The sequence below is a fragment of the Fulvivirga maritima genome (assembly GCF_021389955.1).
GTDB lineage: Bacteria > Bacteroidota > Bacteroidia > Cytophagales > Cyclobacteriaceae > Fulvivirga > Fulvivirga maritima.
The window spans coordinates 3,676,268-3,701,288 of the sequence record NZ_CP089980.1 but is presented as its reverse complement, the minus strand read 5'-3'; the positions used below and the strand labels follow the sequence as shown (position 1 = coordinate 3,701,288).

Below are 25,021 nucleotides of genomic sequence, written 5' to 3'. Positions count from 1 at the left end.
TTATCAGCCGTTCGTATAAAAAAATATAATTATGAACGCCACCACTGTAAGGCTTAGCCCTGCTACAAATATGTTATACGAGATACTGAGTAATCTGTATTTTTCTTTTAAAACTATACCTAAATGATAAATGTCTACAGACATACTATCATATAGTCTTTTTTGGTCTTCTTTAAGGTTATTTAAATATTGAACAAATTCCTCTTTGGGCACTCCAAGGAAATTACCAAAGTACAATAGGCTTATTTTATCCTTTTTCACCTTTTCAAGATCCACATCTTTCTCTGTAACCTTAGGTCTTGCAGATAATACTGCAAACACTACTGACACTAGTGCGCCTACTAAAAGAATAAGGATAGGAATAGTGAACCTTAAGCTCTCTACAGCAAATCCTTTACTTAATGACAGACTGGCTCCAGAAAGGGTCACAATCACAGAAATCATGATCGTGTTGATGCTAATCATCATGTTAGCCTTTCCATCAGCAATGGCACTAAGGTTAATATGGTTACGGTAGTTAGCACGGTAAAGTGTATCTATTCCTCTACCAAAGTCTTTACCCGTGTTTTGCCTTACGGTTACTTTACGTGCTTTGAGAATGTTCTTGCGCTGCTTCTTTATATTTTTAACTCTTCGCCTTTCAAATTGAGCGCGGGCAGCCGGAGTATAAAAGGAATGACACACCAAAAAGTTGTACTGGTGCTTCTCCCATTCTAGCTCGGTATAAGTTTTATCCTGGTAGTTTTCCAGCTCTACTCTAAGCAACTCTCCTTTTCTAAAAAAGCGCTTTCTGCCCATGTGAGACATGTCGGCATCATGCAAGAGCTCTTCAAGCTGATTTTGAGGATCATGGCCTACCACAGTACTCATGATGAGTTCGCTTACCTTTTCTATTTTCTCTTCAGGATACCCCTCTTTAGAAAGAAAATCTTTGGCAAACTCTACACTCTCTGCTTCATGGCCGTTATATTTTTTGATATAACCCGTATCGTGAAACCAGGCGGCTAACTCTAGTAGCTCCTGCTCTTCATCATTCAGACCGGTATCAAAACCCAATGCCACAGCAGCCTCAGCTACTTCTGTAGTGTGTGATAAGCTATGATAGAGCAATTGATCAGACAACTTCTCTTTGAAAAGTTGCTTGATATATTGCTCTGTCTTAATTAAAATTTCTGATTTCTCTTGGATAGGTGTTTCTTCTTCTATCATACAATAAGTTGGCCTATTTTTAAAGCTAAACCGCTTCTTTCCAAGAAACACATCTAAACTCAGGATGTTTAGTCATATAGTCTTGAACGAATGCACAGCCAGCTATAATTTCTAAATGTTCCTTCTGCGCAAAAATGAGCGCATTGTACACCAAATTACTGCCTATGCCTCTAGATCTGACTTCTTCTGGAACGAATATATATTCAAAATCTAGCACCTGTGGCGCCATTTGTTTAAATTGAAGATAACATTCTTTACCATCTACTATGGTGGTAAACCTTTTACCTGCCATATCTAATCTTACGGTATAGTTCATAACAATTTAAGTTAGATTGATTAGTTAGCGTATGTAAAAAGCATGCCAAAGACGTTAATCAATGAAATTATAATAGACAATAGGTATTATACGCCTGACAGTGTGGCATAATTTCCCCATTAAAAACCTGATAATGCCTCAATCCTCGTTGTAGGTGTATTGGAATATTATTTGACCCTTATCTGATAATTCTCATCCTATAAATAAATTCAAAATGTCTAAAAAGAACTCTAATACATCTGTAATACCGGCCGACAAACAATCCGTGCTGAGTTCAGTAGTACTGCCCGGTATAGCAATAGCCAGTAGCTTTGCACTGAAAAGATTATTTGACATAGGCTATCAGAAAGTCAGAAAGCAAGACCCGCCCAAAACATTACGTCATAATGATCATAACATCACCCATGTGATTTTGTGGACTGTAGCTACCAGTGCCCTGGCAGGCATGGTGAAACTTATGGCTACGGATATTATGCAAAAGAAAATAGAAGAATAAAAAAATAGGGTGTCCAAATTATTCGGACACCCTTGTCATCAACAGCCAATTATTACTCAAACGGTTTCTTTTTCGAACTCATTAAGTTGCTCAATAGAACCAGCTATTAAATGTCTCTGCTTCTCTAGTTTTTCTTTAATATACTGTGGCACATCAGCGTTTAAGGCTTCATTGTATACGTTCACAGCTTCTTTCTCTCCAAATTTAGCTTCTTCAATAATTTCGCGGTCTTCTTTATTCGCAAATGAAGATTTGATATCTAGCCAATTTCTATGAAAATAACCTTTCACCGTACCAGAATCATTAAGCTCAATTCCCTGATCTCTAACATCTGCTTTAAGATCTTCTATAAATAGTTTTCTCTGCTGAGCCAGCCTGTTGAAAATAGTTTTAAACTCATCATTATGGATTTCTGAAGCAGCTTTTTCGTACCCCTTCATCCCGTCATGACAAATATCTACTACGTCTTGTATTGCTTTTCTTTCAGTATTCATAATCAATAGTTTTTGGTTTCTACAGATATGATTTGCATAAACTATTCCAAGCAGCTGAAATGGTCATTTACAGGGTTTTACTAATAAATTATGTTGAATATGTGAAGCAGTATGTGTATCTGATTACCAGTTATTTCTCACATAAGATGAATAATTCTCTCCCTTGCCTCGGTTTTATGGAATTATAACAGACTTCAAAATACTTCAAATTAAAATAAGGCTCGAAATAGGAGACATATTCTTCTTTGCTTCCACCAAAGGGAGGGCCTTCATGATGAAATTCTGTATTAAATAATACTCCCATTAGTTTTCCTCCTCTTGTTAGCAGTTCGGCACATTTGTGTGCATAAGGTTCTCTTAATGAAGGATCAAGAGCACAGAAAAAAGTTTGTTCTACTATCAGATCATAGTTTCCCATAAGGTTAAAAAAGTCCTGATGCAGTAATTGGCTCTTAGGAAATGAGGGGTAGCGAGACTGAAATTGCATTAGTGGTGCTGACGAAATATCAGCTATATAAACGTTTTTAAAACCTTTTTCATAGAGATACGCGGCTTCATGGGCATTTCCGGCTCCTGGTATTAGTATTTTGATGGACGTATCTTGCAGCTGATCAAAATATGTTTTTAGAGGAGTGGTTATTGAATTTGCATCCCAAGGAGTATCATTATGATTATACCTGTTTGTCCAGTAATTTTCATCAAGTAACATAACAGTAGTAATATAAAAGCGTTATATCCCACAAATGACGTGAAAATCATTGAATTATATGAAATAAAGAATAATTTTACGATCAAAATTGCAAAAACTGTACGAACCGTATGACCGAAAATAAAACCAACCAAGACAACACTCCTGCCACACCGCAAAAGAAAAGCAACAAAAAGACGGCAATAGTGGTAGCTATCCTAGCTGTAATTATCATTTTACAAGGTGTGAAAATTTATCTGGATCATCAGGAGAGTGTAGCCAGAGAAACAGAACTTACTGATACAGAAGAAGAGCTGGCCTCTACCATGCAAAAGCTTAGCGATATAAAAGCTGAACTTGAAGATAAAATTGCTCAGATACAGGAATTAGGCGGTAACGTAGATGAGTTAGAAAAAGCGAAAGCTGACATAGAACAAGAACTTGCTCGCCAGCAAAGAGCCAACCGAAGCACTATCAGAAACCTAAGCGACAAAGTAGGTGGTTATGAAGAATTGCTTAAGCAAAAAGATGAAGAAATAGCCCATCTGAAGAGTCTTAATGATGAGCTACTTAATGAAAACACTTCATTAAAAACAGAAAAAAACCAACTGTCTGACTCTATAAACAGAATAAAAGAGTCTAGTGAAAAACTAGCTGATAAAGTAGCAGTAGCCTCACAGCTTAAAGCTGAAAACATAGGTATTTTTGCTGTAAACAGTCGAGGTAAAGAAAGAGATTCTCCTTTCAAAAGCAGACATATTGATAAACTAAAAGTGGTTTTTAATATTGCTGAAAACAAAGTAGCTCCAATTGAAGGTAAAGACATTATAGTAAGAATAGTAGATGAAAATGGTCAGGTGATATTTGATGTAGCGAAAGGATCTGGCACTTTTATGATAGATGGCAAAGAGGTATTTTACACGGCCAGTCAGGAAATACTATTTGATAACACCAAGCAACAGCTCACTTTTGAATACCAGAAAGGCTCTGAGTGGGAAGAAGGAATTTATACTATGGAAGTATATACTGACGAGTATAAAATGGGAACTAAACAATTTGAAGTGAAATAAAAGGTCACTATTTGGTCTTATAAAGCTATTAAAGGTTGCACTACGGTGTAACCTTTTTTTATACCCAATATTTTACTCACTTATTCCGTTTATAATTGATAAAGAATGAAAGCAATGAAGAGAATACTATCAATTACCGTTTGGGGCTTACTTATTTTGTTTACAGCTTGTGACTCTGACGATGACAACGCGGCCGATACCACGCCCACAAATAATGAAATACAAGATTACCGCGAAGCTATGCGGACTTTTGTGCAAGGAATAAGTACTTACGCCAAAAGTAATGACAGTGATTTTATAATAATACCTCAAAACGGACAAGAGCTGGCCACAGATAGTGGAGATCCTAACGGAACACCTCAAAGTGCTTACCTTAATGCTATAGATGCTGTAGGCCGCAAAGACCTGTTTTATGGTTATGATAATGACGATGAAGCCACTCCTGAGTCTGAAATGAGCTACCTTCTGGGTCTCTGTAATGTATGTGAAAATGCCGGAGTAGAAGTGCTTGTAACAGACTACTGCTATACCCATGCAAAAATGGACAACTCCTACCAGCTCAATGAGCAAAATGATTTTATATCTTTCGCAGCCCCTGAGCGGGACTTAAATGTAATACCAGACTACCCAGCAACACCTTACGAGGTCAATGATAATGATATTACCACCATTTCTGAGGCAAAGAACTTCTTATACCTCATTAATAGCGAGAACTTTGATTCCAAATCAGACTTCATAGCTGCCGTAGCTGCTACTAACTATGATGCTATTATTATGGATTTATTTCATAACGAATCCTCTTTCTCTAATGATGAAATACAGCAATTAAAACAGAAACAAAATGGCGGTGAAAGGTTGGTAATCTGCTATATGAGTATAGGTGAAGCTGAAGATTACCGCTACTACTGGCAACCAGAATGGACCGTTGGATCTCCTGATTGGATAGAAAATGAAAACCCGGATTGGGAAGGTAATTATAAAGTAAAATACTGGCAGCCTGAGTGGCAAGCTGTTATTTATGGTAATGATGACTCATACCTTAAAAAAATACTTGACGCAGGCTTTGATGGCGTATACCTGGATATTATAGATGCCTTTGAATATTTTGAATAAAATAACTGCTCCATGAGGTTGTAAAACCTCATGGGCTTTTCTTTCTATACTTTATTCACTCTCAATTTCAAATTCCGCCCATTTCAGCACATTGAATTCATTTCTGATCATACCCCAAAAATTAGGTCAGCATTTTAAGTTCAAAAAAGAAACTTAAATTTACTGATATGACAAGAAAGAAATACACCTCAAAATTCAACCCTGATTATGCATTAGAAAACTAAAAGTTTAGAAAATCCTTCGATAATTGTGTAAAAAGATCGATTTTGATGAGGTATAAAAATCACCAGAATGGTTACTCAAAATATAGGGTCTTTACCCATTGAATATTCCTCCAAGCCAGTGACACCCTTTGGAGGGATGAGTTTAATGAAACGATTTATCGATCAGGTAGGGATACGAGAAAAATTAGCCGAACTGGCACTTCCATCTCCTGGTTCTAACCGAGGGTATGACCCCAAGCAAATCGTAGAGAGTTTTTGGCTGAGTATCTGGACAGGGGCTAGTAGATACATCCATTGTGACTGGTTGAGATATGATACTGTTTTACAGTCAATTTTTGGATGGGATGGTATGCCTAGCCAAAGTACCTACAGTCGTTTTTTTGGAAAATTCTCTCAATCCCTAAACAACGAAGTATTTCCAGAGCTTCAACAATGGTTCTTTGACCAGCTCCGTTTAGGAGCACTCACCATTGATTTTGATAGTACTGTGATCACTCGATATGGAGATCAACAAGGGAGTAGTAAAGGTTATAACCCCAACAAAAGAGGGAGAAATTCACATCACCCCTTGATGGCCTTTGTGAGTCAAACCAGAATGGTGGCCAATGCATGGCTCAGGCCAGGCAACACAGCGGCCAGTAGTAGTTGCAGGGAGTTCATGGAAGAAACCTTTAAGCACGCCTTGGCAGGACAAAAAGTAGGTCTGGTAAGGGCCGATAGTGGTTTTTACAACGAAGAAATCATGTCATATCTAGATGAAGAACTCCTCAATTACATTATGGCTGTACGCATGTACCCCAATGTAAAAAGCGAAGTTTGGGGGCTTAAAGATTGGGTCAAACTGGCAAAGGGAATAGAGCTGAACGAGATGGTTTTCAGTCATGAAAACGGTAAGCCAAGACGATACATTATTGTAAAAAAGCAAGTTGACATCAGGCCACATGCAGGAGGCAAGGAACTTTTTGAAGATCAGCCTGGCTATCGATATAGTTGCTATGTGACCAATATGGATTTACCTCTGGATCAGATTTGGAACATGTACAACACCCGCGCCGATTGTGAGAACAGAATTAAGGAATTGAAACAAGATTTTGGGCTTGAAAATTTTTGTTTACAAGATTTTTGGGCAACAGAAGCCTCCTTTCGCTTTATCATGGTGGCTTACAATTTGATGAGTTTATTCAGGCATTTTGCGTTGAACCATCATCGAAAAGCAACCCTATCAACCCTCAGATCCTATTGCTTTGCATTAGGAGCCTGGACAGCAAACCATGCTAATAAAAAGGTTTTAAAAATCTCATTACCCTCCAAAAGAAGACCCTGGATGGAGGGAATATTCTTGAACATATCGTCTACTAGTCCTCCTTTTGATTATTCTAATGAATAATCCGGGTTTAATGCTGTTTTATACAAAGACACATCTTCAAGTCTATATGCCAGATTCGCATATAAATGTCCTAAAGAGTTGTAATCTACGGCCTCTTCCAGGTAAATTTCAGGCATAGTTTTAAGTAACCTTTTAATCTCCATCAATATTACTTCCTGCCGCTCTGGCTGCATACATTGCATCTGCTGAAAAAGTTCATTGGCCCAGTAGTAATAGTCTTTAGGCTCGCTCTCCGCACTTAACTGAAGCTCAGTACTAAAAGTGCTTAAATAATCAAGATGCCATTTTGTTCTATCAGGGTAAGTGGTCTTAAGCCAGGCATAAGTTATTCTTATACAAAGGCCAATGTGATACCCTCCTTCTGCCAGCATGCTGCCAATGTATATTGGCTTTAGAGCGAAGACTCTCACTAACAACCGCTTGATCTCTGCTACCTGAGCATCTTCACAGACTCCTGAGAACTCAATATGTTGAAATAACTTTTCACTCAGATATACCAATAAGGCCGCTGATTCTTCTATTTCGATCTGCTTTCTCAGCTCTTCTATGCATTGAGCATTATACTTTACAGGATCATCCGTATCTTCCGCTAAAGACAGCATCTCATACACCCTGGCTCTTAGTTCATGTAATCCATTATCTTGTGGGCTCAAAACATAAGCCTTCTCAGCCCAGTCAAATAGTTGTGAAACTTCCTCCATCTTGGTAAACTTCTGACTGTAGAAATCATAATGACATTGCCCAAAACATGACAAGTAAGCATCTGACAAAACCTCTCTTTTTTCCAAAGAACCATCTTTCACTTCTTCAAAAAGGGCATCTAACTTATCTAGTTCCCAGTTATCTACATAGCCATATACTTCTTCTTCAAATGGAGTCATAACATTTATTTTAAATTCGGTAGATGAGCAAAGTGCATAGAATGCCCAATTAATTTTAATCCATTAACTTAGCCTAAGCGCAAAAGAAACCGGCTATGCAGGATATTCCCGTAAGAAAAATAGAATCAAAAACCACTGCTCATAATGAACTGCACCCTGTTAAAATTCTTTCTATCCAACAATTAACCAATGGCCAGCCTCACTCAGAACCGCTTCACAGACATGATTTTTATTATTTATTAATCATAGAGTCTGGTACTGGCAGCCATGTTATAGATTTCCATCATTACAACATTACCAGCGGCTGCATCTTTGTTTTAAAACCAGGACAGGTGCACCAGTTAGAACTAAATGCCAACTGCACAGGCTACATATTTCAATTCCATAAAAATTACTTCGCTAAAACTGAACACACCAGTTATCACATTCTGCGCAAGGTAGCACAACATAATTTGTACATGCCACCAGCTAATGTTTTATCAAAGGTAATATACTCATGTGCCCACTCATACACTGAAAACAGTGAAAAACCAGAAGAATATAGTGAAATAATTAAGGCCAACCTCTCTATTTTGCTTATTTCACTTTACAGACTTCAACCTCAAGAGTCTCAGCCACTCTCCTATTCTACTCAACTAGATGAATTTATAGAATTAATAGAATCGCATATTCATGAGCACAAACAGGTATCTTACTATGCTGACAGGCTACACTTAAGTAATTACCAGCTCAATCACATCACCAAAAAAATGCTTAATAAAACAGCCTCTGAGCTTATCAATGAACATATTATATTGGAAGCCAAAAAGTACCTGGTTACTACACCAATGCAGGTGAACGAAATAGCCTACCTGCTAGGTTACCAGGATCCTTCCTACTTCATCAGGTTCTTTAAAAAGCACACCAACCATTCGCCTGAAATGTTTAGAAAGAACTACCCAGAAGTGCTACCATATTAAAAATTAGTCCTATCATAAACATGATGCGGAATCTTAGCTTTACGCAAAAAGATGATGACACAAAAATGGGATGAAAGATACCAGGAAGTAGGGTTTGCCTATGGAGCGGGACCTAATTTATTTTTCGAACGATGGTTGAAAACTGCGATACCAGGCCAAATACTAATGCCTGCCGATGGAGAAGGAAGAAATGGCGTTTACGCTGCCGAACAAGGCTGGCAAGTTACCTCATGCGACCTTAGCGAAGCTGGCAGAACCAAAGCATTACAGTTAGCAAAGGACAGAAAGGTAAGCCTAAACTATATGGTTGGCGATCTCCAAAACCTCTCTTTCGAAAAAAACAGCTTTGATGCCATAGGCCTTATTTATGCTCACTTTCCTGCTTCCATTAAGTCTGCTATGCACAAAAAACTAGACCAAACTCTCAAGCCTGGTGGATTAATTATATTTGAAGCCTTCAGCAAAACTCATTTGGAACTAAGAATGAAAAATCCAAAAGTAGGTGGCCCTAAAGACTTAGAATCATTGTTTTCTAAAGAAGAAGTAGCTTCTGATTTCGCCAATTATAAACCTCTTTATTTTCATGAAGAGTTAGTCTTACTTAGTGAAGGTAAATATCATAACGGACAAGGTTCTGTAATCAGATTTGTGGGTATAAAGCAGTAAAGAAATGATAAAATAGTAACTTGGTAACAACCAATAAATAACTGTGAACTATCATAACAAGCAATTCCGGCCATTAAGTAATTCAGAAAATGGAGAAGTTTCTGAAGATACGCGTTTTCATTACAAACAAGAAGGCAATATTCTAACCTGTGAGTACAGTGGGTCACAAATTGTAAAAGGCCATTTAATTGGGTTAGTAGATGAAAACGGTCATATTAATATGAGGTATCATCAGGTGAACAGCCAGGGAGAACTAATGACTGGAATTTGTCATTCTACACCTGAGATAATGCCTACAGGCAAAATAAGACTACATGAAAAATGGCAATGGACTTCTGGAGATCAATCCTCAGGAGAGTCTGTTTTGGAAGAAGTGTAATTTTTGAATCAAGTTGATTTTAAAACAAATACTCATACCTTTCTTCATGCGTTTTGATGTAATATTCACATTAAACATCAGTATTATTTTATACATTTAGTGAAATAAAGCACCAACACATGTCTGACTTCCTTTTCGAAACTAACGAATTCGGGCTGTCCCAAGAAGGGTTTCATCTTCTTCGAGATAGATTTAACTATAAAACATATCCTTATTCCGAAATAGATGAAATAAGGATAGAAACAGGCAAAGAGCTAAAAAACTGGACTATCATTCTTGCTATAGGAATTAGCCTTGTAGTTTTTTCTATTTACTATTCTGTAAAACTGTACCTTGCTATTCAGAATAATATTTACGTTACCATATATATAGAACAGATTCTGATACCAATAATCCCATTTTTATTTGGAGGTTATTGCATTTACGCCTCTACAAAATCCGGAACAATATTGCGCTTAAAAACGCTTAAAAAAAATAAACACAAATATCCTCTAGAGCTTATAGAAAAGGAGAATAAACTAAAAACGCTAGAAGCGTTACTTAAAGAAAAATTAAAAGGCAGATTCACCTCTACAGTCTAATGCTGCTCATTTAATTGCCAATCATATTCCAAATATTTGATCTCAGCGTCTTTTGAAATTTTCACTTTACTATATTGATTTAAATAATCAATAAGATCTCCCTTCTTGGTAAAGTCTCCGCTAAACCAACTAAATATACTTGAGATGCGGATATGATTTTCGGCTATTAGGTTCCGCTTCTCGTCATTTATAAACCATTCTGCCTGAGCTTGTAGTTGCTCATCTATTAACGAGGCCTTATAAGCTTCATTTCTTAATGGAGGGCAAGAATAAGAAGCACAATTGATAGCAAAGTGAATCCTGGGTTCATCAAACTGCTTTCTTAAAATATCATGTTCTATTTCATCAAGACTACTGGCCACTCCACCTATGGTAAAAAACTGCTTATGCCAAACTGTATTTACTCCGGGTATATTTAAAGTAGGCTTCAGGTCCTTAATACTTTTTACAGGATAGTTATCTACAATCAGTTTTACAGTAAAAGCATTGTAAGCATTGATCCAATAGGCTAGCTGCTCCTCTCTGCTCCATTTGGCTTTATCAGGAGCATGATTGCTCAAGAGGTTCAAGTATTCTTCCAAAAGGGCTTTGTCAGAAATAAATCCTTTGTAATCTACCCAGCCTTGGTCGTCTACATGCTTTTTAACAAGTGTATCCCACATATCATGGCTGGGTGCCACCTTACTAGTTTCACGCTCAGAGGCATTGCAGGCCACCACCATGGCCACTATAAGAAGTATGTGAGTGTAAATTATTTTCATCATCGCTTTATCCATCTGAAACACTAAAACTTTTTCACCAGCCCTGTTGCCAAATCGGCATAATAAGTCTGTAAATAGTCATCATCTTTATTCATCACTTTTATTTCCAGGTAACGAATGTCCTTAGCCTTGTAGGCTGATGTAAACAAAATGAAAGGCTGATGTAACGTAGGATTATAGTAAAATTCATATACATCAAGCGGAGCTCCTCCTTGCTCGTCGCGTACTTCCAACACTATTTCATCATCCCTACTACATTCCAGGTTAATTGATAATTTATCGATGCTATCTGAAATTCTAAAAGAAGACTCTGCTACAAAATATTGTTTTCCCGCATTATTTTGAAGCACCATTCGATAATAATAATAATCAGGCCTTTTCAGAGAATCGATATACTCATACTGCTGCTGAGCACTACCAAAAGCATTATACTGTACCGGTACTTCTGCCAATAATGAATAACGAAACTGATCATCTGTTCTCCTATAGATTAAGGTAGAAGAGCTAGTGCTTAAAATACTATCAGGAATAGCCCATTGCAGCGTAACATGGCTACCCTGCTTTGATGCCTCATATTTTTCAAGAATATTGATTTGTTGTGCAGAAAATCCTTTCGGCGTAGGGTTTACCTCTATTTCAAAACTACAGAAGTCATGCAGGTAGCCATCCACATTTATCCAATACTGGTGAAAAGGTTCCAAATGGTCTAGCTCCACATAGATATCATCTTGCGTAGCTAAAGAAACACAATCTATTATACTATAAGTATCAGGCGAGCACAGTTCGCCTTCTAACACCACTAGCTGCACACCTAGCAAATCTCTGCACTGCTGCCCCTGGAGGTTGATATAAAGGTGAGTCTGCTCTTCAGTTTTAAAAAAATACCATTGATCATTATGATATTTTATACACTTATCTGTCAAAGATTCATCTATACAGGCTTGTTCTACCGTATTATTTCGGGTATGTGAGTCTACTGATGTGCCTATCTCCAATAGCTGAGCATTGGCCATATTATCATTAGGTGACTGAGAAAAGGTATTTTCACCCCCCAGAATGATACATAATATTAATACAAAGCATAACCTCATTTTTTAAAAGTAAATACTCGAGACTAAAATGCATAGTAAGTTTTTATTTATTGAAAAATTATCTAGTTTTGCAAACCAAAATTTTAAACAATTATAAAATACTTAGTTTTATGAAAAATTACGAGACGGTATTCATTTTAAATCCCGTTTTATCTGAGGAGCAGATGAAGGATACTGTCGCAAAATTCGTACAGGTATTGAAAGATGGTGAAGCAAACATCATCAACGAAGAACAGTGGGGACTTAAAAAGCTGGCTTATCCTATCCAGCATAAATCTACTGGCTTCTATAACCTGGTTGAATTTGAGGCGAATCCTGAGCTTGTAGATAAACTAGAGACTGAATTCAGAAGAGATGAAGCTATAATGAGATTTCTTACAGTTTCATTAGACAAACACGCTATTGAGTACAACGAAAAGCGTAGAAAAGGAGCATTTAGAAAAGATAAGAAAAAAGCTAAAGAGGAGGCTGCATCATGACATTAATGAACGAACCTGTAAACAGGAACGAGAATAAAAACAAATACTGTCGTTTCAAAAAGAACGGTATTAAATATATAGACTACAAGGATCCTGATTTCTTGTTGAAGTTTGTAAACGAGCAAGGTAAAATATTGCCTAGAAGAATTACTGGTACTAGCCTGAAATTCCAAAAGAAAGTGTCTCAAGCTGTAAAAAGAGCAAGACATTTAGCTTTATTACCTTATGTAACCGATTCTTTAAAATAAGAAAAGACTTTATTTATCATGGAAGTAATATTAAAACAAGATATACAAGGACTTGGTTACAAGAATGACACTGTAGAGGTGAAACCAGGTTACGGTCGTAATTATTTGATCCCTCAGGGGTTTGCTATCATTGCCAGCAAGTCTAATGCTAAAATGATCGCTGAAAACATCAAACAAGCGGCTCACAAAGCAGAGAAAATTAAGAAAGATGCTGAAGACATTGCTGCTAGCATTGGTGATCTAACTATTGAGTTAGGAACTAAAGCTGGTGAAAGCGGTAAAATTTTCGGTGCTATTACTGCTAATCAGGTAGCTGAGAAGTTAAAATCTAAAGGTTTTGATATCGATAAAAAGAGAATCTCTTTCAACGAAAATATCAAAGATCTTGGAGAGTACACTGCTACTATCGACTTACACAGAGATGTGAAGCATGAAATTAGCATTAAAGTAGTAGCTGAATAAGCTTCAGAAGACTATAAGAAAAGCCTTGGTGCAGCCGCATCAAGGCTTTTTTCGTTTAAAGGCTAAACGTTTTCCTTTCACATCCTCCTCCTAACTAATGCTTGTTAGCTTAATCATGAATAATTCTTTATTTTTGATAATAAACGAATGCCCTCATGAAGCAAGCAACTCCTTATAAACCAAAGCATAAAATTAGAATAGTCACGGCAGCTAGCCTGTTCGATGGTCATGATGCAGCTATTAACATCATGCGCCGTATTATACAATCTACCGGCTGCGAAGTAATACATCTAGGCCACGACCGAAGTGTTGAAGAAGTGGTCAACACCGCCATTCAAGAAGATGCTCAGGCCATAGCCATGACCTCATACCAGGGTGGTCATACAGAATACTTCAAATACATGCATGACCTCCTCAAAGAAAAAGGTGCCGGACACATCAAGATATTTGGTGGCGGTGGTGGTGTTATCTTACCTGAAGAGATCAAAGAACTGCATGACTACGGCATCAGCAGAATCTACTCACCTGATGACGGGCGCTCTATGGGTCTGCAAGGTATGATCAATGACATGATAGAGCAATGTGATTTTGCTACTGGCGAAAACCTCAACGGCGAAGCTTCGCATCTGGTAGAAAAATCTCCATCAGCTATTGCCAGGCTTATTTCAGCAGCAGAAAACTACCCAGATAAACACCAAAAGCAACTAGATGACATACACCAGCAAGCTGAAAAAGTAAAGATTCCTGTACTGGGAATAACCGGAACAGGCGGTGCTGGTAAGTCCTCATTAGTAGATGAACTGGTGAGAAGATTCCTAATGGATTTTGATGATAAAACCATAGCTATCATATCTGTAGATCCTTCAAAAAGAAAAACAGGAGGTGCACTCTTGGGTGATAGAATTAGAATGAATGCTATTAAAAGCCCAAGAGTATACATGCGCTCTCTGGCTACCAGGCAATCGAATTTGGCCTTGTCTAAGCATATTAAAGAAGCCATTCAAATTCTTAAAGCCAGCAATTTTGATTTGATTATACTGGAGACATCCGGCATTGGTCAGTCAGACACAGAAATTACCGACCATTCTGATGTGAGCCTGTATGTTATGACTCCTGAGTATGGTGCTGCTACGCAGCTGGAAAAAATCGACATGCTGGATTTCGCTGATATTATAGCGGTAAACAAGTTTGATAAAAGAGGCTCTCTAGATGCATTAAGAGATGTAAAAAAGCAATATAAACGTAATCACGGCCTATGGGAAACTGCTGATGATGATCTGCCGGTGTACGGCACCATTGCTTCGCAGTTTAACGATCCTGGTATGAACAGGCTCTATAAAGAAGTGATGGACATCATAGCCAACCAAACGGAAGCGGACCTCCACTCCTCCTTCGAAATATCAGATGAGATGTCTGAAAAAATATTTGTGATACCTCCCAACCGTACGCGATATCTCTCAGAAATTGCTGATAGTAATAGAAGTTATAATCAACGAACACAGGAACAAGGTGAAATAGCTCAGCAGCTCTATGCCCTCAATAAGTCTATAGAAACTATTGCAGCCAGTATCATTGAAGATAAAACCACCGTAACCCAAGGCTTGCAAGACACTTATGATCAGCTTGCTCTTAATCTAGACCCTAAAAACAACAAGCTGCTGGAAGATTGGGATGCTCTGCGAGAAAAATATGTAAATGAACTGTACACCTTTAGCGTTAGAGATAAAACTATATCCATAAAAACGCATACCGAGAGCTTGTCTCATACTCAGATACCCAAAATTTCCCTTCCTAAGTATGAAGGCTGGGGAGATAGACTAAAATGGCTTTTGCAGGAAAATGTTCCTGGTGAATTTCCTTATACCGCGGGAATCTATCCTTTTAAAAGAGAAGGAGAAGATCCTACCCGTATGTTTGCCGGAGAAGGTGGGCCTGAAAGAACGAACAGACGCTTCCATTATGTGAGCAAAGATATGCCAGCCAAACGACTATCAACGGCCTTTGATTCCGTTACGCTATATGGTAATGATCCTGATTGCCGACCAGATATCTATGGTAAAATCGGTAATGCCGGAGTCTCAATCTGCTGCCTCGATGATGCTAAAAAGCTATACTCTGGCTTTAACCTGGCCGATCCGTACACCTCAGTTTCTATGACTATCAATGGCCCAGCTCCTATCCTACTCGGTTTCTTTATGAATGCGGCTATTGACCAGCAATGTGAGATTTACATCAAAGAAAATGGCCTCGAAAAAGAAGTAGAACAAAAAATAAAGGCTATCTATAAAGGTCGCGAACAGGAAAGGCCAGCCTATCAAGGCCCACTCCCAGCAGGGAATGATGGCTTAGGCACTATGCTCCTCGGGGTTACCGGAGATCAGGTACTGCCTGCCGAAGTATATAATGAGATCAAACAAAAGACACTCTTTACGGTAAGAGGCACCGTACAGGCCGACATACTAAAAGAAGATCAGGCGCAAAACACCTGCATTTTCTCTACCGAATTCGCGCTTAAACTGATGGGTGATGTCCAAGAGTATTTCATCAATGAAAATGTGAGAAATTTCTACTCTGTGTCTATCTCTGGCTATCATATTGCTGAGGCCGGTGCCAACCCCATTACCCAACTAGCCTTTACATTAGCCAATGGTTTCACTTACGTGGAATATTACCTGAGTCGTGGTATGGACATCAATAAGTTCGCTCCTAACTTATCTTTCTTCTTTTCTAATGGAATAGACCCAGAATATGCAGTAATAGGTAGAGTAGCCCGCCGCATTTGGGCCAAAGCTATGAAAGAAAAATATGGAGCTAATGCCAGGTCACAAATGCTCAAATACCATATTCAAACCTCGGGACGATCTTTACATGCTCAGGAAATTGACTTTAATGATATTAGAACCACGTTACAGGCTCTATATGCTATTTATGACAACTGTAATTCATTACATACCAATGCCTATGATGAAGCAATTACCACTCCTACTGAAGCGTCAGTAAGAAGGGCGATGGCCATACAGCTCATCATTAACAAAGAATTGGGTCTGGCTAAAAATGAAAATCCGCTTCAAGGTTCATTCATAATAGAAGAACTCACTGATCTGGTAGAAGAAGCCGTACTTACCGAGTTTGATCGTATTACAGAACGCGGAGGTGTACTTGGTGCTATGGAAACCATGTATCAGCGCAGTAAAATACAAGAAGAAAGTCTCCACTATGAAACACTTAAACACACAGGAAACTACCCTATTATAGGAGTAAACACCTTTTTAAGTGCACAAGGATCTCCAACTATCATACCCCAAGAAGTGATAAGAGCCACTAAAGAAGAAAAGGAATATCAAATAGACATGTTGAATAATCTACATAAACACTATTCTTCTAAAGCTGAACAAGAGTTAGAAACCATTAAAAAAGTGGCCATTGAGAATGAAAATATATTCACTGCTTTAATGGAAGCCTCTAAAGTTTGTTCACTTGGGCAAATAACACATGCTTTGTTTGAAGTAGGCGGAGAATATAGAAGAAATATGTAAGGTTTCACAAATGGGTTATCGCACCAAATGGCTACGAGACACTTTGGATCCATTCTATAATATGAATCCCAGTCAGTGAAAACATCATGATTTACTATTGAAGATAAAACGGGCTCATATTAACAATTTATATGAGCCCGTAATTATTTAAGTGCCTGAATTTTAGTTCTTTCACAAAACAAACAACCGTATATAACAATGGATATTATTTGAATATTTAAATATTGTTAAGAATAACATCGGTAAATAATTGAATAACCATAGATTTTACTCCCTTACCATTCATCTCAAGTAAGTATTCTAATTCATTACTCATTTCCAAAACGTAAAAGCTACGGTTTATTAAAAAAGTATATGGTTTCTTACATTAATACAAGTTTACAATTATTATTAAACCATAAATAAGCCTCCATTTAAATCGTTTTCTATCCTCGATAGCAAGAAACTGATGTTAATTATAAAACTAAAGCTTACATTTTACAGAGTCACTCCATTTAGTCCTATTTTTTCTAAGGAATTTATCCTTACTTGAAAGTATAGAATTTGATTTTATACAACTCATGCTACTCACTACTGCTACTTACTTTAATATTTAAGGTTGTAAAAACCCTTACGTATTAGAGTTACTCAAAACTTATTCACCTAAACCACCTGACCTATGAGCATGTATAAAATTTTTATGGTTACTCCATGTGAGTATCCAGATGTAAGCCTTGTACTCTCTATTTTGAAAACCGCTGCCTATCCAGTATTACATCTGGGTAGAAACAAAGAAAAAGCCATAGAGGCTCTAAATCTACTTACTGAAAAAACTTACAAACCATTCGGCGTTTGTATTGAAACACAAGAATTAGCTGATCTGGAACTTCCAGAGCAAGTCACTTCTGTCATCTCTTCCAGCACAGTAAACCTTACCCTCCCTAAAGGCAAGGAGTGGTATATACAAGTTACTAATGCTACAGAGGCCAAAGAAGCGCAGGATAAACAAGCCGATGCTATCATTATAAAAGGTAATGAAAGTGCTGGCAAAGTAGCCTATGAGTCTAGTTTCATTTTATTCCAAAGGATTAAAGAGGTTATTTCTTTACCCATTTTAATTCAGGGTGGTGCTGGTTTACATACCTCTCCGGCTCTCATTATGGCAGGAGCCTCGGGTGTAGTATTAGACAGTCAGCTGGCTCTCTTCAGCGAAAGTAAACTGCCACAAGCATTAAAAGACACACTAAGCAAAGTAGATGGCACTGATACCAAGCTCATAGACGGTCACCGTGTATTGATTAGGCCTAACTCACCTAAACTACCAGAAGCTCCTACTTTTAAGGATCTGGAGCCCTTACTTGGTGGCTTAGATATTAGCGAATCTATCATAACTATAGGTCAGGATATTAATATAGCCAGAAACCTAAAGGCTAAATTCAACACCATCAAAAAAATGGTTCGAGGTCTTCAGGAAGCTATTCACGCTCATATTAAACAAGCCAAATCCATCCCTGTCCTTGCTCCTGGCAATGCTTTCGCCAGCACCTTCAATATAAAATATCCTATCGCCCAGGGACCTATGACCCGGGTGAGTGATGAACCTGAGTTTGCCAATGCTGTAGCTGAGGCCGGAGGTTTACCCTTTATCGCCCTGTCCCTGGTAAAAGGACAGAAAGCTATTGACATGATAGAAAACACCAAAAAGCTGGCTGGCGATAAAACCTGGGGAGTGGGTATTCTTGGCTTTGCCCCTCAGGAACTCAGAGATGAGCAAATGAAGTATATCAAAGACGCGAAGCCCCCGGTAGTACTTATTGCTGGCGGCAGACCCTCTCAAGCCAAGCCCTTAGAAGAATTAGGAATTAAAACCTTTCTTCATGTGCCCTCAACCAGCCTGCTAGACATGTATCTGAAAGAAGGAGCCAAAGGTTTTGTTTTCGAAGGAAGAGAATGTGGTGGACACGTAGGCCCACTCTCCAGCCTAGTTTTATGGGAAAGACAAATCGATCGACTGCTAGAAGAAGATAAAGCGGAAGACTTCAACATCATATTTGCGGGAGGCATACATGATGCCCTTTCCGCTTCCATGATAGCCACTATGGCCGCGCCGTTAGCTGCCAAAGGCGCAAAAATTGGAGTATTAATGGGCACCAGTTATCTGTTTACTGAAGAGGCCGTTTCCTGCGGAGCCATTTTACAGGAATTCCAGGATCAGGCAATAGAACATACCGACACCGTGCTGCTGGAAACCGCTCCAGGTCATGAAACACGTTGCCTCAATACTCCTTTTGCAGACTTTTTCAATAATGAGAAAAAGCGCATGATAGAAGAAGGCCTCGATAAGAAAGAGATCTGGATGAAGCTGGAAGAACTCAATGTGGGCAGACTGAGAATCGCCTCTAAAGGCATTGAAAGACAAGCAGCAGGGCTAGTGGAAATAAAAACTGATGAGCAACTCACCTCCGGCATGTACATGATCGGTGAAGTAGCTGCGCTCAGAAATAAAATAGTGCCAATGGCTGAGCTTCACCATGATGTAGCTGTGAACAATCAGTCAGTCATAGAAAAAGCATTACTTCCAGATTACCCATCTTCTACCCAAAAATCTCTGGATGTAGCCATAGTAGGTATGGCATGTATCTACCCAGGCGCTTCTGATATTGATGAATATTGGAAAAACATCTTAGAAGGTAAAGACTGTGTTACCGAAGTGCCAGACGAGCGCTGGAACAAGGATTTATACTATGATCCTAACTCTATGAACGGAGAAAAAACGCCTTCTAAGTGGGGTGGTTTCATTCCTCAGATTGACTTCGACCCGCTAGAATATGGTATCCCTCCACAATCACTAGCAGCCATAGAGCCTACACAATTACTAAGCCTAATGGTAGCAAAAAAGGCACTTGAAGATGCTGGCTACGCAGGTGAAGAAGTGAATAAAGAAGACATATCTGTAATATTTGGAGCAGAAGGAGGTAATGACTTAGCCAATAGCTATGGCTTCCGCTGCTTCTTTCCTCAGCTGTTTGGAGAAATACCAAAAGAGGTAGACGAAGCGCTCCCTAAACTCACTGAAGATTCATTCCCTGGTGTACTGGCTAACGTAATATCAGGCAGAATCAGTAACCGCCTGGATCTGGGAGGCAGAAACTACACCGTAGATGCAGCCTGTGCCAGCTCTATTGCAGCGGTAGACCTAGCTTGTCAGGAACTGATACTAGGTCGCTCTGAATTAGTGCTGGCGGGTGGAGCCGACCTCCACAATGGCATTAATGATTATCTGATGTTCTCCAGCACCCATGCCTTATCAAGAAAAGGCCGCTGTCAGACCTTCGATAAAGATGCCGATGGCATAGCATTGGGTGAAGGAATAGCCGTAGTAGCTCTCAAACGGCTTACCGATGCCCAGGCTGATGGAGATAAAATTTATGCTGTTATCAAAGGCGTTGGAGGCAGCAGCGATGGCAAAAGCCTGGGCTTAACAGCTCCTCGCAGAAGTGGACAGGTAAAAGCACTGGAACGTGCTTATGAAAACGCAGGCATCTCCCCTGCTGAAGCCGGACTCATAGAAGCTCATGGTACCGGCACCGTAGTGGGTGATAAAACAGAAATTAGTGCTCTCACAGATCTCATGCTTCAGGCTGGCGCAACTATTAACCAAACCCACTTGGGATCAGTAAAAACGCAAATAGGCCATACCAAATGTGCCGCTGGCCTGGCGGGGCTTATTAAAGCAGCTTTATCTATTTACCATGGCGTGAAGCCTCCTACTATACAGCTCAAGAACCCTAACCCGTTCTATAATGCTCTAACCAGCCCGTTCGGTTTTAATACTCAGGCGGGCATCTGGACTGATGACAAACGAACTGCCGGAGTAAGCGCCTTTGGTTTTGGAGGTACTAACTTTCATGCTGTTCTACAGTCTGCTGAGCAAACAGCCCAAAAGGCCTCCACTATGAAGCATTGGCCTGCTGAGCTTTTCGCATTTAGAGGTAAGTCATATGAAGACGCCCTAAGAATGATCAATCAGGTAAAAGAACTGCTTACAGGTAATGACAAAACACCATTAAAAAACCTGGCCTATAGCCTTGCAACCTATAATGATGAGCCTGTACAGCTTACCATAGTAGCTAATGACTACCATGACCTAATGGAAAAACTGGAACTCACCAGTCGTGGAGTTTCTGAACAAGGCATTTACAAAACCGAAACTAAAGAAGGTAAAGTGGCCTTTATGTTCCCGGGGCAGGGAAGTCAAAAAGTGAATATGGCTCGTGATCTGTTCGTTGCTTTCCCCGAAATGAGGAAGTTACTTAAAGACAGACCTGATTTACAAAAAATCCTTTTTCCTTCAGCGGCCTTTGATAGTGACCTTGTAAAAGAACAAACGGAAAATATTAAAGACACTCGTAACGCTCAGCCACTGCTGGGTGTGGTAGATTATGCTATAGCTTCCTACCTAAAGCAGCTGGGCATTATGCCTGATATGGTGGCTGGTCACAGTTACGGAGAACTACCTGCTCTATGCTTTGCCGGAGTTATAGATGAATATGATTTGGTAGACCTAAGTATTACCAGGGCACAGTCTATTCTTAATGCTATTGATGGTGATCCGGGTACCATGTTAGCGGTAAGCATTACAACCGATGAGCTAGAAGATTTATTAAAAGATGAAGAAGGCGTATATCCGGTTAATCTGAATGCTCCTAAGCAGCAGGTATTGGCAGGCGCCACAGATACCATTACCGCTTTCGCTGAAAAAATAAAAGCACAAGGCGTTAGTTGCAAGCTTATTCCGGTGGCATGTGCATTTCATAGTCCTCTATTGGCCGGAGCCAAGGGCCTATACAGCAAGGTACTAGAAGATTATGCCTTCGGTAAACCATCTGTAGATGTATGGTCTAACACTACAGCCGCTATTTACCCTACAGAGGCTGCGGACATTAAAGAAAGGCTATCCGATCACCTGGTGAATCCTGTGAAATTCTCCGAGCAAGTAGCTAATATGTACGCAGATGGAGCTAGAATATTTATAGAAGCAGGACCAGGATCTGTACTCACTTCATTAACCAAAAGTATAATTGATGATGAAAAAGTAATTATAACCACCGAAAGGGCGGGTTCTGGTATAGCCTATTTATTGAATAGCATCGCTGCCTATCTATCTACCGGAAGATCAGTAGAACTAAGCAAATTATTTAATGACAGAGATGTAGAAAAACTTGATTTGGATAACCCTGCTCAGTATGCCAAAAGAAAAACCATGTGGTATGTTAACGGCCACTACTCTTATCCTGCTTTTGGTAAATTACCAGCGCACGGTGCCAAGCCAATCACTAAGCAAATAAAGCTATCGAGCAATGGCAGCTTTACTCCTACGCCTACTAATGATCATCAGACTGAAAAGTTAGTGCAAGATTATCTCACCAATGTTAAAACCATGGTAGATGCACAGAGAGATGTTATTTTGAGTTACTTAGGTCATGCTCCTAAAGCTCCTGTTAATTATCCTTTACCGCAAGAGCAGCCAAAAACCAACACTACGCAGCAAGCCATTCCGGCCTCTACCCCACAGCCGGCTCAAGCTCCTGCCTTAACTGCTGCTTCCATAAAAAGCACTTTAATGGCCATAGTCAGTGATAAAACGGGCTACCCTGAAGACATGCTGGGCATGGATATGGATATGGAGGCAGATTTGAGCATAGACTCTATTAAAAGAATGGAGATCACCGCTGAGTTAAAAAATAAATTGGGAGGCTTTAACCTTAACGGAAAAAATGAAGAACAAGTAGTAGAGCAATTAGCATCCATTAAAACACTCAACGGGTTGGTAGATTGGGTCCTGGCTAACGCTCCACAACCTGCAGCCACTCCTGCAGCTCAACCTGCAGCCGCACCTGCCCCTACAGCTAATATTGACATTAAAGGCATGTTAATATCAATAGTAAGCGAAAAAACGGGATATCCTGATGATATGTTAGGACTGGAAATGGACCTTGAGGCCGACCTGAGCATAGACTCTATCAAAAGAATGGAGATTATCGGAGAGCTGAAGAATAAACTCGGTGGATTCGGAGCTACAGACAAGTCTGAGGAGCAACTGGTTGAAGAACTTTCTGCCATAAAAACCTTAAGCGGACTTATCAGCTGGTTAGAAAACAGAATTCAGCCACCTGCTGCCACTACTTCTGCACCTACAGCGACAACACAAGCGGCACCTGCTGCCAGCACCAGTGGTGGAGCACCCAGCCAGGAAGAAGTTAAAAAAATGCTCACCAATATTATTAGTGAAAAGACAGGGTACCCTGAAGATATGCTGGGCATGGATCTGGATATGGAAGCCGATCTAAGCATTGACTCTATTAAACGAATGGAGATTATCAATGACTTGAAAAATCAATTGGGTGGTTTTAAAAGCAATGGCAAGTCAGAGGAAGCACTGATAGAAGAATTGGCATCAATAAAAACGTTGCAAGGTCTGGTAAATTGGATTTGCAGTGCCTCAGCACCAGCAGCTGAGCCTTCTACCACAACTGCAGCAACAAATGGTATAACTCCTGCTGCAGATATCCCTAAAAAAACTGGGCTGAAAGAACGATTGGTTCGACTCATGTTCAAACTAACCAACTCTAAGGACATTGACAGCAATCAATCGATTATTCAAAATAAAAAGTTTGCCATTACCAATGATGGAGGAAAAATAGCTGAATCTGCTAAATCACTTCTAGAAAATAGCGGAGCACAAGTAGACATAGTCTCTGAAGTCACTGACTTAAAAGGATATGACGGACTCATCCTTTTGGATATTTTCGAATCTTCCAAGCGGCCTCAGATCATCGACTTTGTGTCATTAATCAAGCGGTTAGATCCACAAAAAGCACAATGGATTTATGTGATCTCTGATCTGAAAGCACACTTCAAAATGTCTAAAGACATCAGTATGCTAAGGAACTTTCAGGGCTACTCAGGCTTCTTAAAAAGTCTTAACAAAGAGTTGCCCCATACACACTGTCGTACTATTAACCTGGAGAATCCGCTACCAGACAATGATATAGCCAACATTATGCTTCATGAGCTTTTCTTACAAGACAACCACATAGAAGTATTCTACAAAGGCAATCAACGTCAGACTTATGAGTTGGTGCCTACAGAATTGGCCAGCGGCACTGCCCCCGAGGTTACGCTTGACAGTGAATCAGTAGTACTTGTTCTGGGTGGCGCGCAGGGCATTACAGCGGAGATGATGATACGATTCAGCCGTGAATATGCCTGTAATTATGTGCTGGTGGGTAGGTCTGCAGATCCTAGAGAAGAAGCTGAAGACGCTTACACTTTCATGCTAGATAAAGATGAACTCAAGAAAGCCATTATAAAAGAAGGCTCATTGAAAAAACCTGCCGAAATTGAAGCTAAAACCAACAGAATCTATAAGCGAAACCAGATCTTGGCAACTATTCGCTCTTTAGAAGCTAACGGAGCTAAGGTAAACTATAAGGCTCTGGATCTCAGAAATGAAGCAGCCTTATCTGGTCTTATTGATGATCTGTATAATCAATACGGAAGAATAGACGGCGTAGTGCATGGTGCCGGACTTTTGGAAGACAAGCTTTTCCAGGACAAAACTCCCGAGTCATTCGAGCGTGTATTTTCAACCAAAGTAACACCTATACGGGTAATGGCAGAAAAACTGAAGGATGATGTTCAATTTCTAGTGCTATTCTCCAGTGTGGCTTCCGTGTATGGAAACAGAGGACAAACTGACTACGCAGCAGCCAATAGTGTGTTAGATATTTACGCCTGGGAACTTAAGGAGAAATTCAAAGGCAAAACTATCTCTATCAACTGGGGACCGTGGAAAGGAGCCGGTATGGTATCTCCTACATTGGCCAGAGAGTACGAACGCAGAGGCATTGCACTCATTCCTTTAGAAGAAGGCATGGAGTCCTTTGTCAACGAAATCAAATATGGAAAAGACAGTCAGGTGCTGATTATGGCAGAGTAG

The 25,021-nt window shown here is 39.5% G+C and carries 20 protein-coding genes; 13 read left to right on the top strand and 7 right to left on the bottom strand.

The window, feature by feature from the left end; translation table 11 throughout:
- Positions 1–3 precede the first annotated feature (3 nt).
- Positions 4–1,209 carry a Pycsar system effector family protein gene (locus LVD15_RS15740; protein WP_233776171.1) on the bottom strand — a complete coding sequence of 402 codons (1,206 nt, stop codon included), beginning with the start codon at positions 1,207–1,209 and terminating at the stop codon, positions 4–6.
- A gap of 25 nt (positions 1,210–1,234) precedes the next feature.
- The gene (locus tag LVD15_RS15735; RefSeq protein ID WP_233776170.1) at positions 1,235–1,525 is read right to left on the bottom strand and encodes a GNAT family N-acetyltransferase; all 291 of its coding nucleotides are present in this window, start codon (positions 1,523–1,525) and stop codon (positions 1,235–1,237) included.
- A 214-nt stretch (positions 1,526–1,739) separates the two neighbouring features.
- Between LVD15_RS15735 and LVD15_RS15730 the strand changes: the two genes are divergently transcribed.
- The gene (locus LVD15_RS15730) at positions 1,740–2,021 is read left to right on the top strand and encodes a DUF4235 domain-containing protein (protein ID WP_233776169.1); all 282 of its coding nucleotides are present in this window, start codon (positions 1,740–1,742) and stop codon (positions 2,019–2,021) included.
- A 56-nt stretch (positions 2,022–2,077) separates the two neighbouring features.
- On the opposite strand, the gene LVD15_RS15725 is transcribed toward LVD15_RS15730, so the two are convergent.
- Together LVD15_RS15725 and LVD15_RS15720 are read right to left on the bottom strand one after the other, a co-directional pair.
- Positions 2,078–2,515 carry a ferritin-like domain-containing protein gene (locus tag LVD15_RS15725; RefSeq protein ID WP_233776168.1) on the bottom strand — a complete coding sequence of 146 codons (438 nt, stop codon included), beginning with the start codon at positions 2,513–2,515 and terminating at the stop codon, positions 2,078–2,080.
- 130 nt (positions 2,516–2,645) lie between these two features.
- The gene (locus tag LVD15_RS15720; RefSeq protein ID WP_233776167.1) at positions 2,646–3,224 is read right to left on the bottom strand and encodes a class I SAM-dependent methyltransferase; all 579 of its coding nucleotides are present in this window, start codon (positions 3,222–3,224) and stop codon (positions 2,646–2,648) included.
- Between the two features lie 110 nt (positions 3,225–3,334).
- Between LVD15_RS15720 and LVD15_RS15715 the strand changes: the two genes are divergently transcribed.
- From LVD15_RS15715 to LVD15_RS15705, 3 genes are all read left to right on the top strand, one after another.
- Positions 3,335–4,273, top strand: coding sequence for a DUF8428 domain-containing protein (locus tag LVD15_RS15715; protein WP_233776166.1), 939 nt, complete (start codon positions 3,335–3,337; stop codon positions 4,271–4,273).
- Positions 4,274–4,387: 114 nt separating this feature from the next.
- On the top strand, positions 4,388–5,386 hold the full coding sequence (locus LVD15_RS15710; RefSeq protein ID WP_233776165.1) for an endo alpha-1,4 polygalactosaminidase: 999 nt from the start codon (positions 4,388–4,390) through the stop codon (positions 5,384–5,386).
- 291 nt (positions 5,387–5,677) lie between these two features.
- Positions 5,678–6,997, top strand: coding sequence for an IS1380 family transposase (locus LVD15_RS15705; protein ID WP_233776077.1), 1,320 nt, complete (start codon positions 5,678–5,680; stop codon positions 6,995–6,997).
- On the opposite strand, the gene LVD15_RS15700 is transcribed toward LVD15_RS15705, so the two are convergent.
- Complete coding sequence (locus LVD15_RS15700; RefSeq protein ID WP_233776164.1) at positions 6,982–7,878, bottom strand: hypothetical protein; 897 nt, start codon at positions 7,876–7,878, stop codon at positions 6,982–6,984. The genes LVD15_RS15705 and LVD15_RS15700 overlap by 16 nt on opposite strands.
- A gap of 95 nt (positions 7,879–7,973) precedes the next feature.
- Here LVD15_RS15700 and LVD15_RS15695 point away from each other — a divergent pair, with 95 nt between their 5' ends.
- From LVD15_RS15695 to LVD15_RS15680, 4 genes are all read left to right on the top strand, one after another.
- On the top strand, positions 7,974–8,837 hold the full coding sequence (locus LVD15_RS15695; protein WP_233776163.1) for a helix-turn-helix domain-containing protein: 864 nt from the start codon (positions 7,974–7,976) through the stop codon (positions 8,835–8,837).
- A gap of 51 nt (positions 8,838–8,888) precedes the next feature.
- Entirely contained in the window at positions 8,889–9,503 is a 615-nt protein-coding gene (locus LVD15_RS15690) for a class I SAM-dependent methyltransferase (protein WP_233776162.1), read from the top strand.
- Between the two features lie 43 nt (positions 9,504–9,546).
- Complete coding sequence (locus LVD15_RS15685) at positions 9,547–9,882, top strand: avidin-fold protein (RefSeq protein ID WP_233776161.1); 336 nt, start codon at positions 9,547–9,549, stop codon at positions 9,880–9,882.
- A gap of 119 nt (positions 9,883–10,001) precedes the next feature.
- Positions 10,002–10,463, top strand: coding sequence for a hypothetical protein (locus tag LVD15_RS15680; protein WP_233776160.1), 462 nt, complete (start codon positions 10,002–10,004; stop codon positions 10,461–10,463).
- Here the strand turns inward: LVD15_RS15680 and LVD15_RS15675 are convergent.
- Both LVD15_RS15675 and LVD15_RS15670 read right to left on the bottom strand, forming a co-directional pair.
- On the bottom strand, positions 10,460–11,224 hold the full coding sequence (locus LVD15_RS15675) for a DUF547 domain-containing protein (protein WP_233780972.1): 765 nt from the start codon (positions 11,222–11,224) through the stop codon (positions 10,460–10,462). The two genes, LVD15_RS15680 and LVD15_RS15675, sit on opposite strands and share 4 nt — an antisense overlap.
- 23 nt (positions 11,225–11,247) lie before the next feature.
- Positions 11,248–12,315 carry a hypothetical protein gene (locus LVD15_RS15670; RefSeq protein WP_233776159.1) on the bottom strand — a complete coding sequence of 356 codons (1,068 nt, stop codon included), beginning with the start codon at positions 12,313–12,315 and terminating at the stop codon, positions 11,248–11,250.
- A 110-nt stretch (positions 12,316–12,425) separates the two neighbouring features.
- Here LVD15_RS15670 and rpsF point away from each other — a divergent pair, with 110 nt between their 5' ends.
- The 5 genes from rpsF (at position 12,426) to LVD15_RS15645 (ending at position 25,021) form a co-directional block, all read left to right on the top strand.
- A complete protein-coding gene (gene rpsF / locus LVD15_RS15665) occupies positions 12,426–12,794 on the top strand; it encodes a 30S ribosomal protein S6 (RefSeq protein WP_202243149.1) in 369 nt (122 codons plus the stop codon).
- On the top strand, positions 12,791–13,042 hold the full coding sequence (rpsR, locus tag LVD15_RS15660; protein ID WP_040495468.1) for a 30S ribosomal protein S18: 252 nt from the start codon (positions 12,791–12,793) through the stop codon (positions 13,040–13,042). The genes rpsF and rpsR overlap by 4 nt, the downstream gene beginning before the upstream one ends.
- Before the next feature lie 18 nt (positions 13,043–13,060).
- A complete protein-coding gene (gene rplI / locus LVD15_RS15655; RefSeq protein WP_233776158.1) occupies positions 13,061–13,504 on the top strand; it encodes a 50S ribosomal protein L9 in 444 nt (147 codons plus the stop codon).
- A gap of 155 nt (positions 13,505–13,659) precedes the next feature.
- Positions 13,660–17,040 (top strand): methylmalonyl-CoA mutase family protein, encoded by a 3,381-nt coding sequence (locus LVD15_RS15650; protein WP_233776157.1) that lies wholly within the window; start codon positions 13,660–13,662, stop codon positions 17,038–17,040.
- Between the two features lie 658 nt (positions 17,041–17,698).
- Positions 17,699–25,021: a type I polyketide synthase gene (locus tag LVD15_RS15645; protein WP_233776156.1), complete on the top strand. Its 7,323-nt coding sequence runs from the start codon at positions 17,699–17,701 to the stop codon at positions 25,019–25,021.

Bases quoted from the DNA above. Each gene is read 5' to 3' on its own strand.
- LVD15_RS15740 (WP_233776171.1), bottom strand. From the start codon at position 1,209: ATGATAGAAGAAGAAACACCTATCCAAGAGAAATCAGAAATTTTAATT.
- LVD15_RS15735 (WP_233776170.1), bottom strand. From the start codon at position 1,525: ATGAACTATACCGTAAGATTAGATATGGCAGGTAAAAGGTTTACCACC.
- LVD15_RS15730 (WP_233776169.1), top strand. From the start codon at position 1,740: ATGTCTAAAAAGAACTCTAATACATCTGTAATACCGGCCGACAAACAA.
- LVD15_RS15725 (WP_233776168.1), bottom strand. From the start codon at position 2,515: ATGAATACTGAAAGAAAAGCAATACAAGACGTAGTAGATATTTGTCAT.
- LVD15_RS15720 (WP_233776167.1), bottom strand. From the start codon at position 3,224: ATGTTACTTGATGAAAATTACTGGACAAACAGGTATAATCATAATGAT.
- LVD15_RS15715 (WP_233776166.1), top strand. From the start codon at position 3,335: ATGACCGAAAATAAAACCAACCAAGACAACACTCCTGCCACACCGCAA.
- LVD15_RS15710 (WP_233776165.1), top strand. From the start codon at position 4,388: ATGAAGAGAATACTATCAATTACCGTTTGGGGCTTACTTATTTTGTTT.
- LVD15_RS15705 (WP_233776077.1), top strand. From the start codon at position 5,678: ATGGTTACTCAAAATATAGGGTCTTTACCCATTGAATATTCCTCCAAG.
- LVD15_RS15700 (WP_233776164.1), bottom strand. From the start codon at position 7,878: ATGACTCCATTTGAAGAAGAAGTATATGGCTATGTAGATAACTGGGAA.
- LVD15_RS15695 (WP_233776163.1), top strand. From the start codon at position 7,974: ATGCAGGATATTCCCGTAAGAAAAATAGAATCAAAAACCACTGCTCAT.
- LVD15_RS15690 (WP_233776162.1), top strand. From the start codon at position 8,889: ATGATGACACAAAAATGGGATGAAAGATACCAGGAAGTAGGGTTTGCC.
- LVD15_RS15680 (WP_233776160.1), top strand. From the start codon at position 10,002: ATGTCTGACTTCCTTTTCGAAACTAACGAATTCGGGCTGTCCCAAGAA.
- LVD15_RS15675 (WP_233780972.1), bottom strand. From the start codon at position 11,224: ATGAAAATAATTTACACTCACATACTTCTTATAGTGGCCATGGTGGTG.
- LVD15_RS15670 (WP_233776159.1), bottom strand. From the start codon at position 12,315: ATGAGGTTATGCTTTGTATTAATATTATGTATCATTCTGGGGGGTGAA.
- rpsF (WP_202243149.1), top strand. From the start codon at position 12,426: ATGAAAAATTACGAGACGGTATTCATTTTAAATCCCGTTTTATCTGAG.
- rpsR (WP_040495468.1), top strand. From the start codon at position 12,791: ATGACATTAATGAACGAACCTGTAAACAGGAACGAGAATAAAAACAAA.
- rplI (WP_233776158.1), top strand. From the start codon at position 13,061: ATGGAAGTAATATTAAAACAAGATATACAAGGACTTGGTTACAAGAAT.
- LVD15_RS15650 (WP_233776157.1), top strand. From the start codon at position 13,660: ATGAAGCAAGCAACTCCTTATAAACCAAAGCATAAAATTAGAATAGTC.
- LVD15_RS15645 (WP_233776156.1), top strand. From the start codon at position 17,699: ATGAGCATGTATAAAATTTTTATGGTTACTCCATGTGAGTATCCAGAT.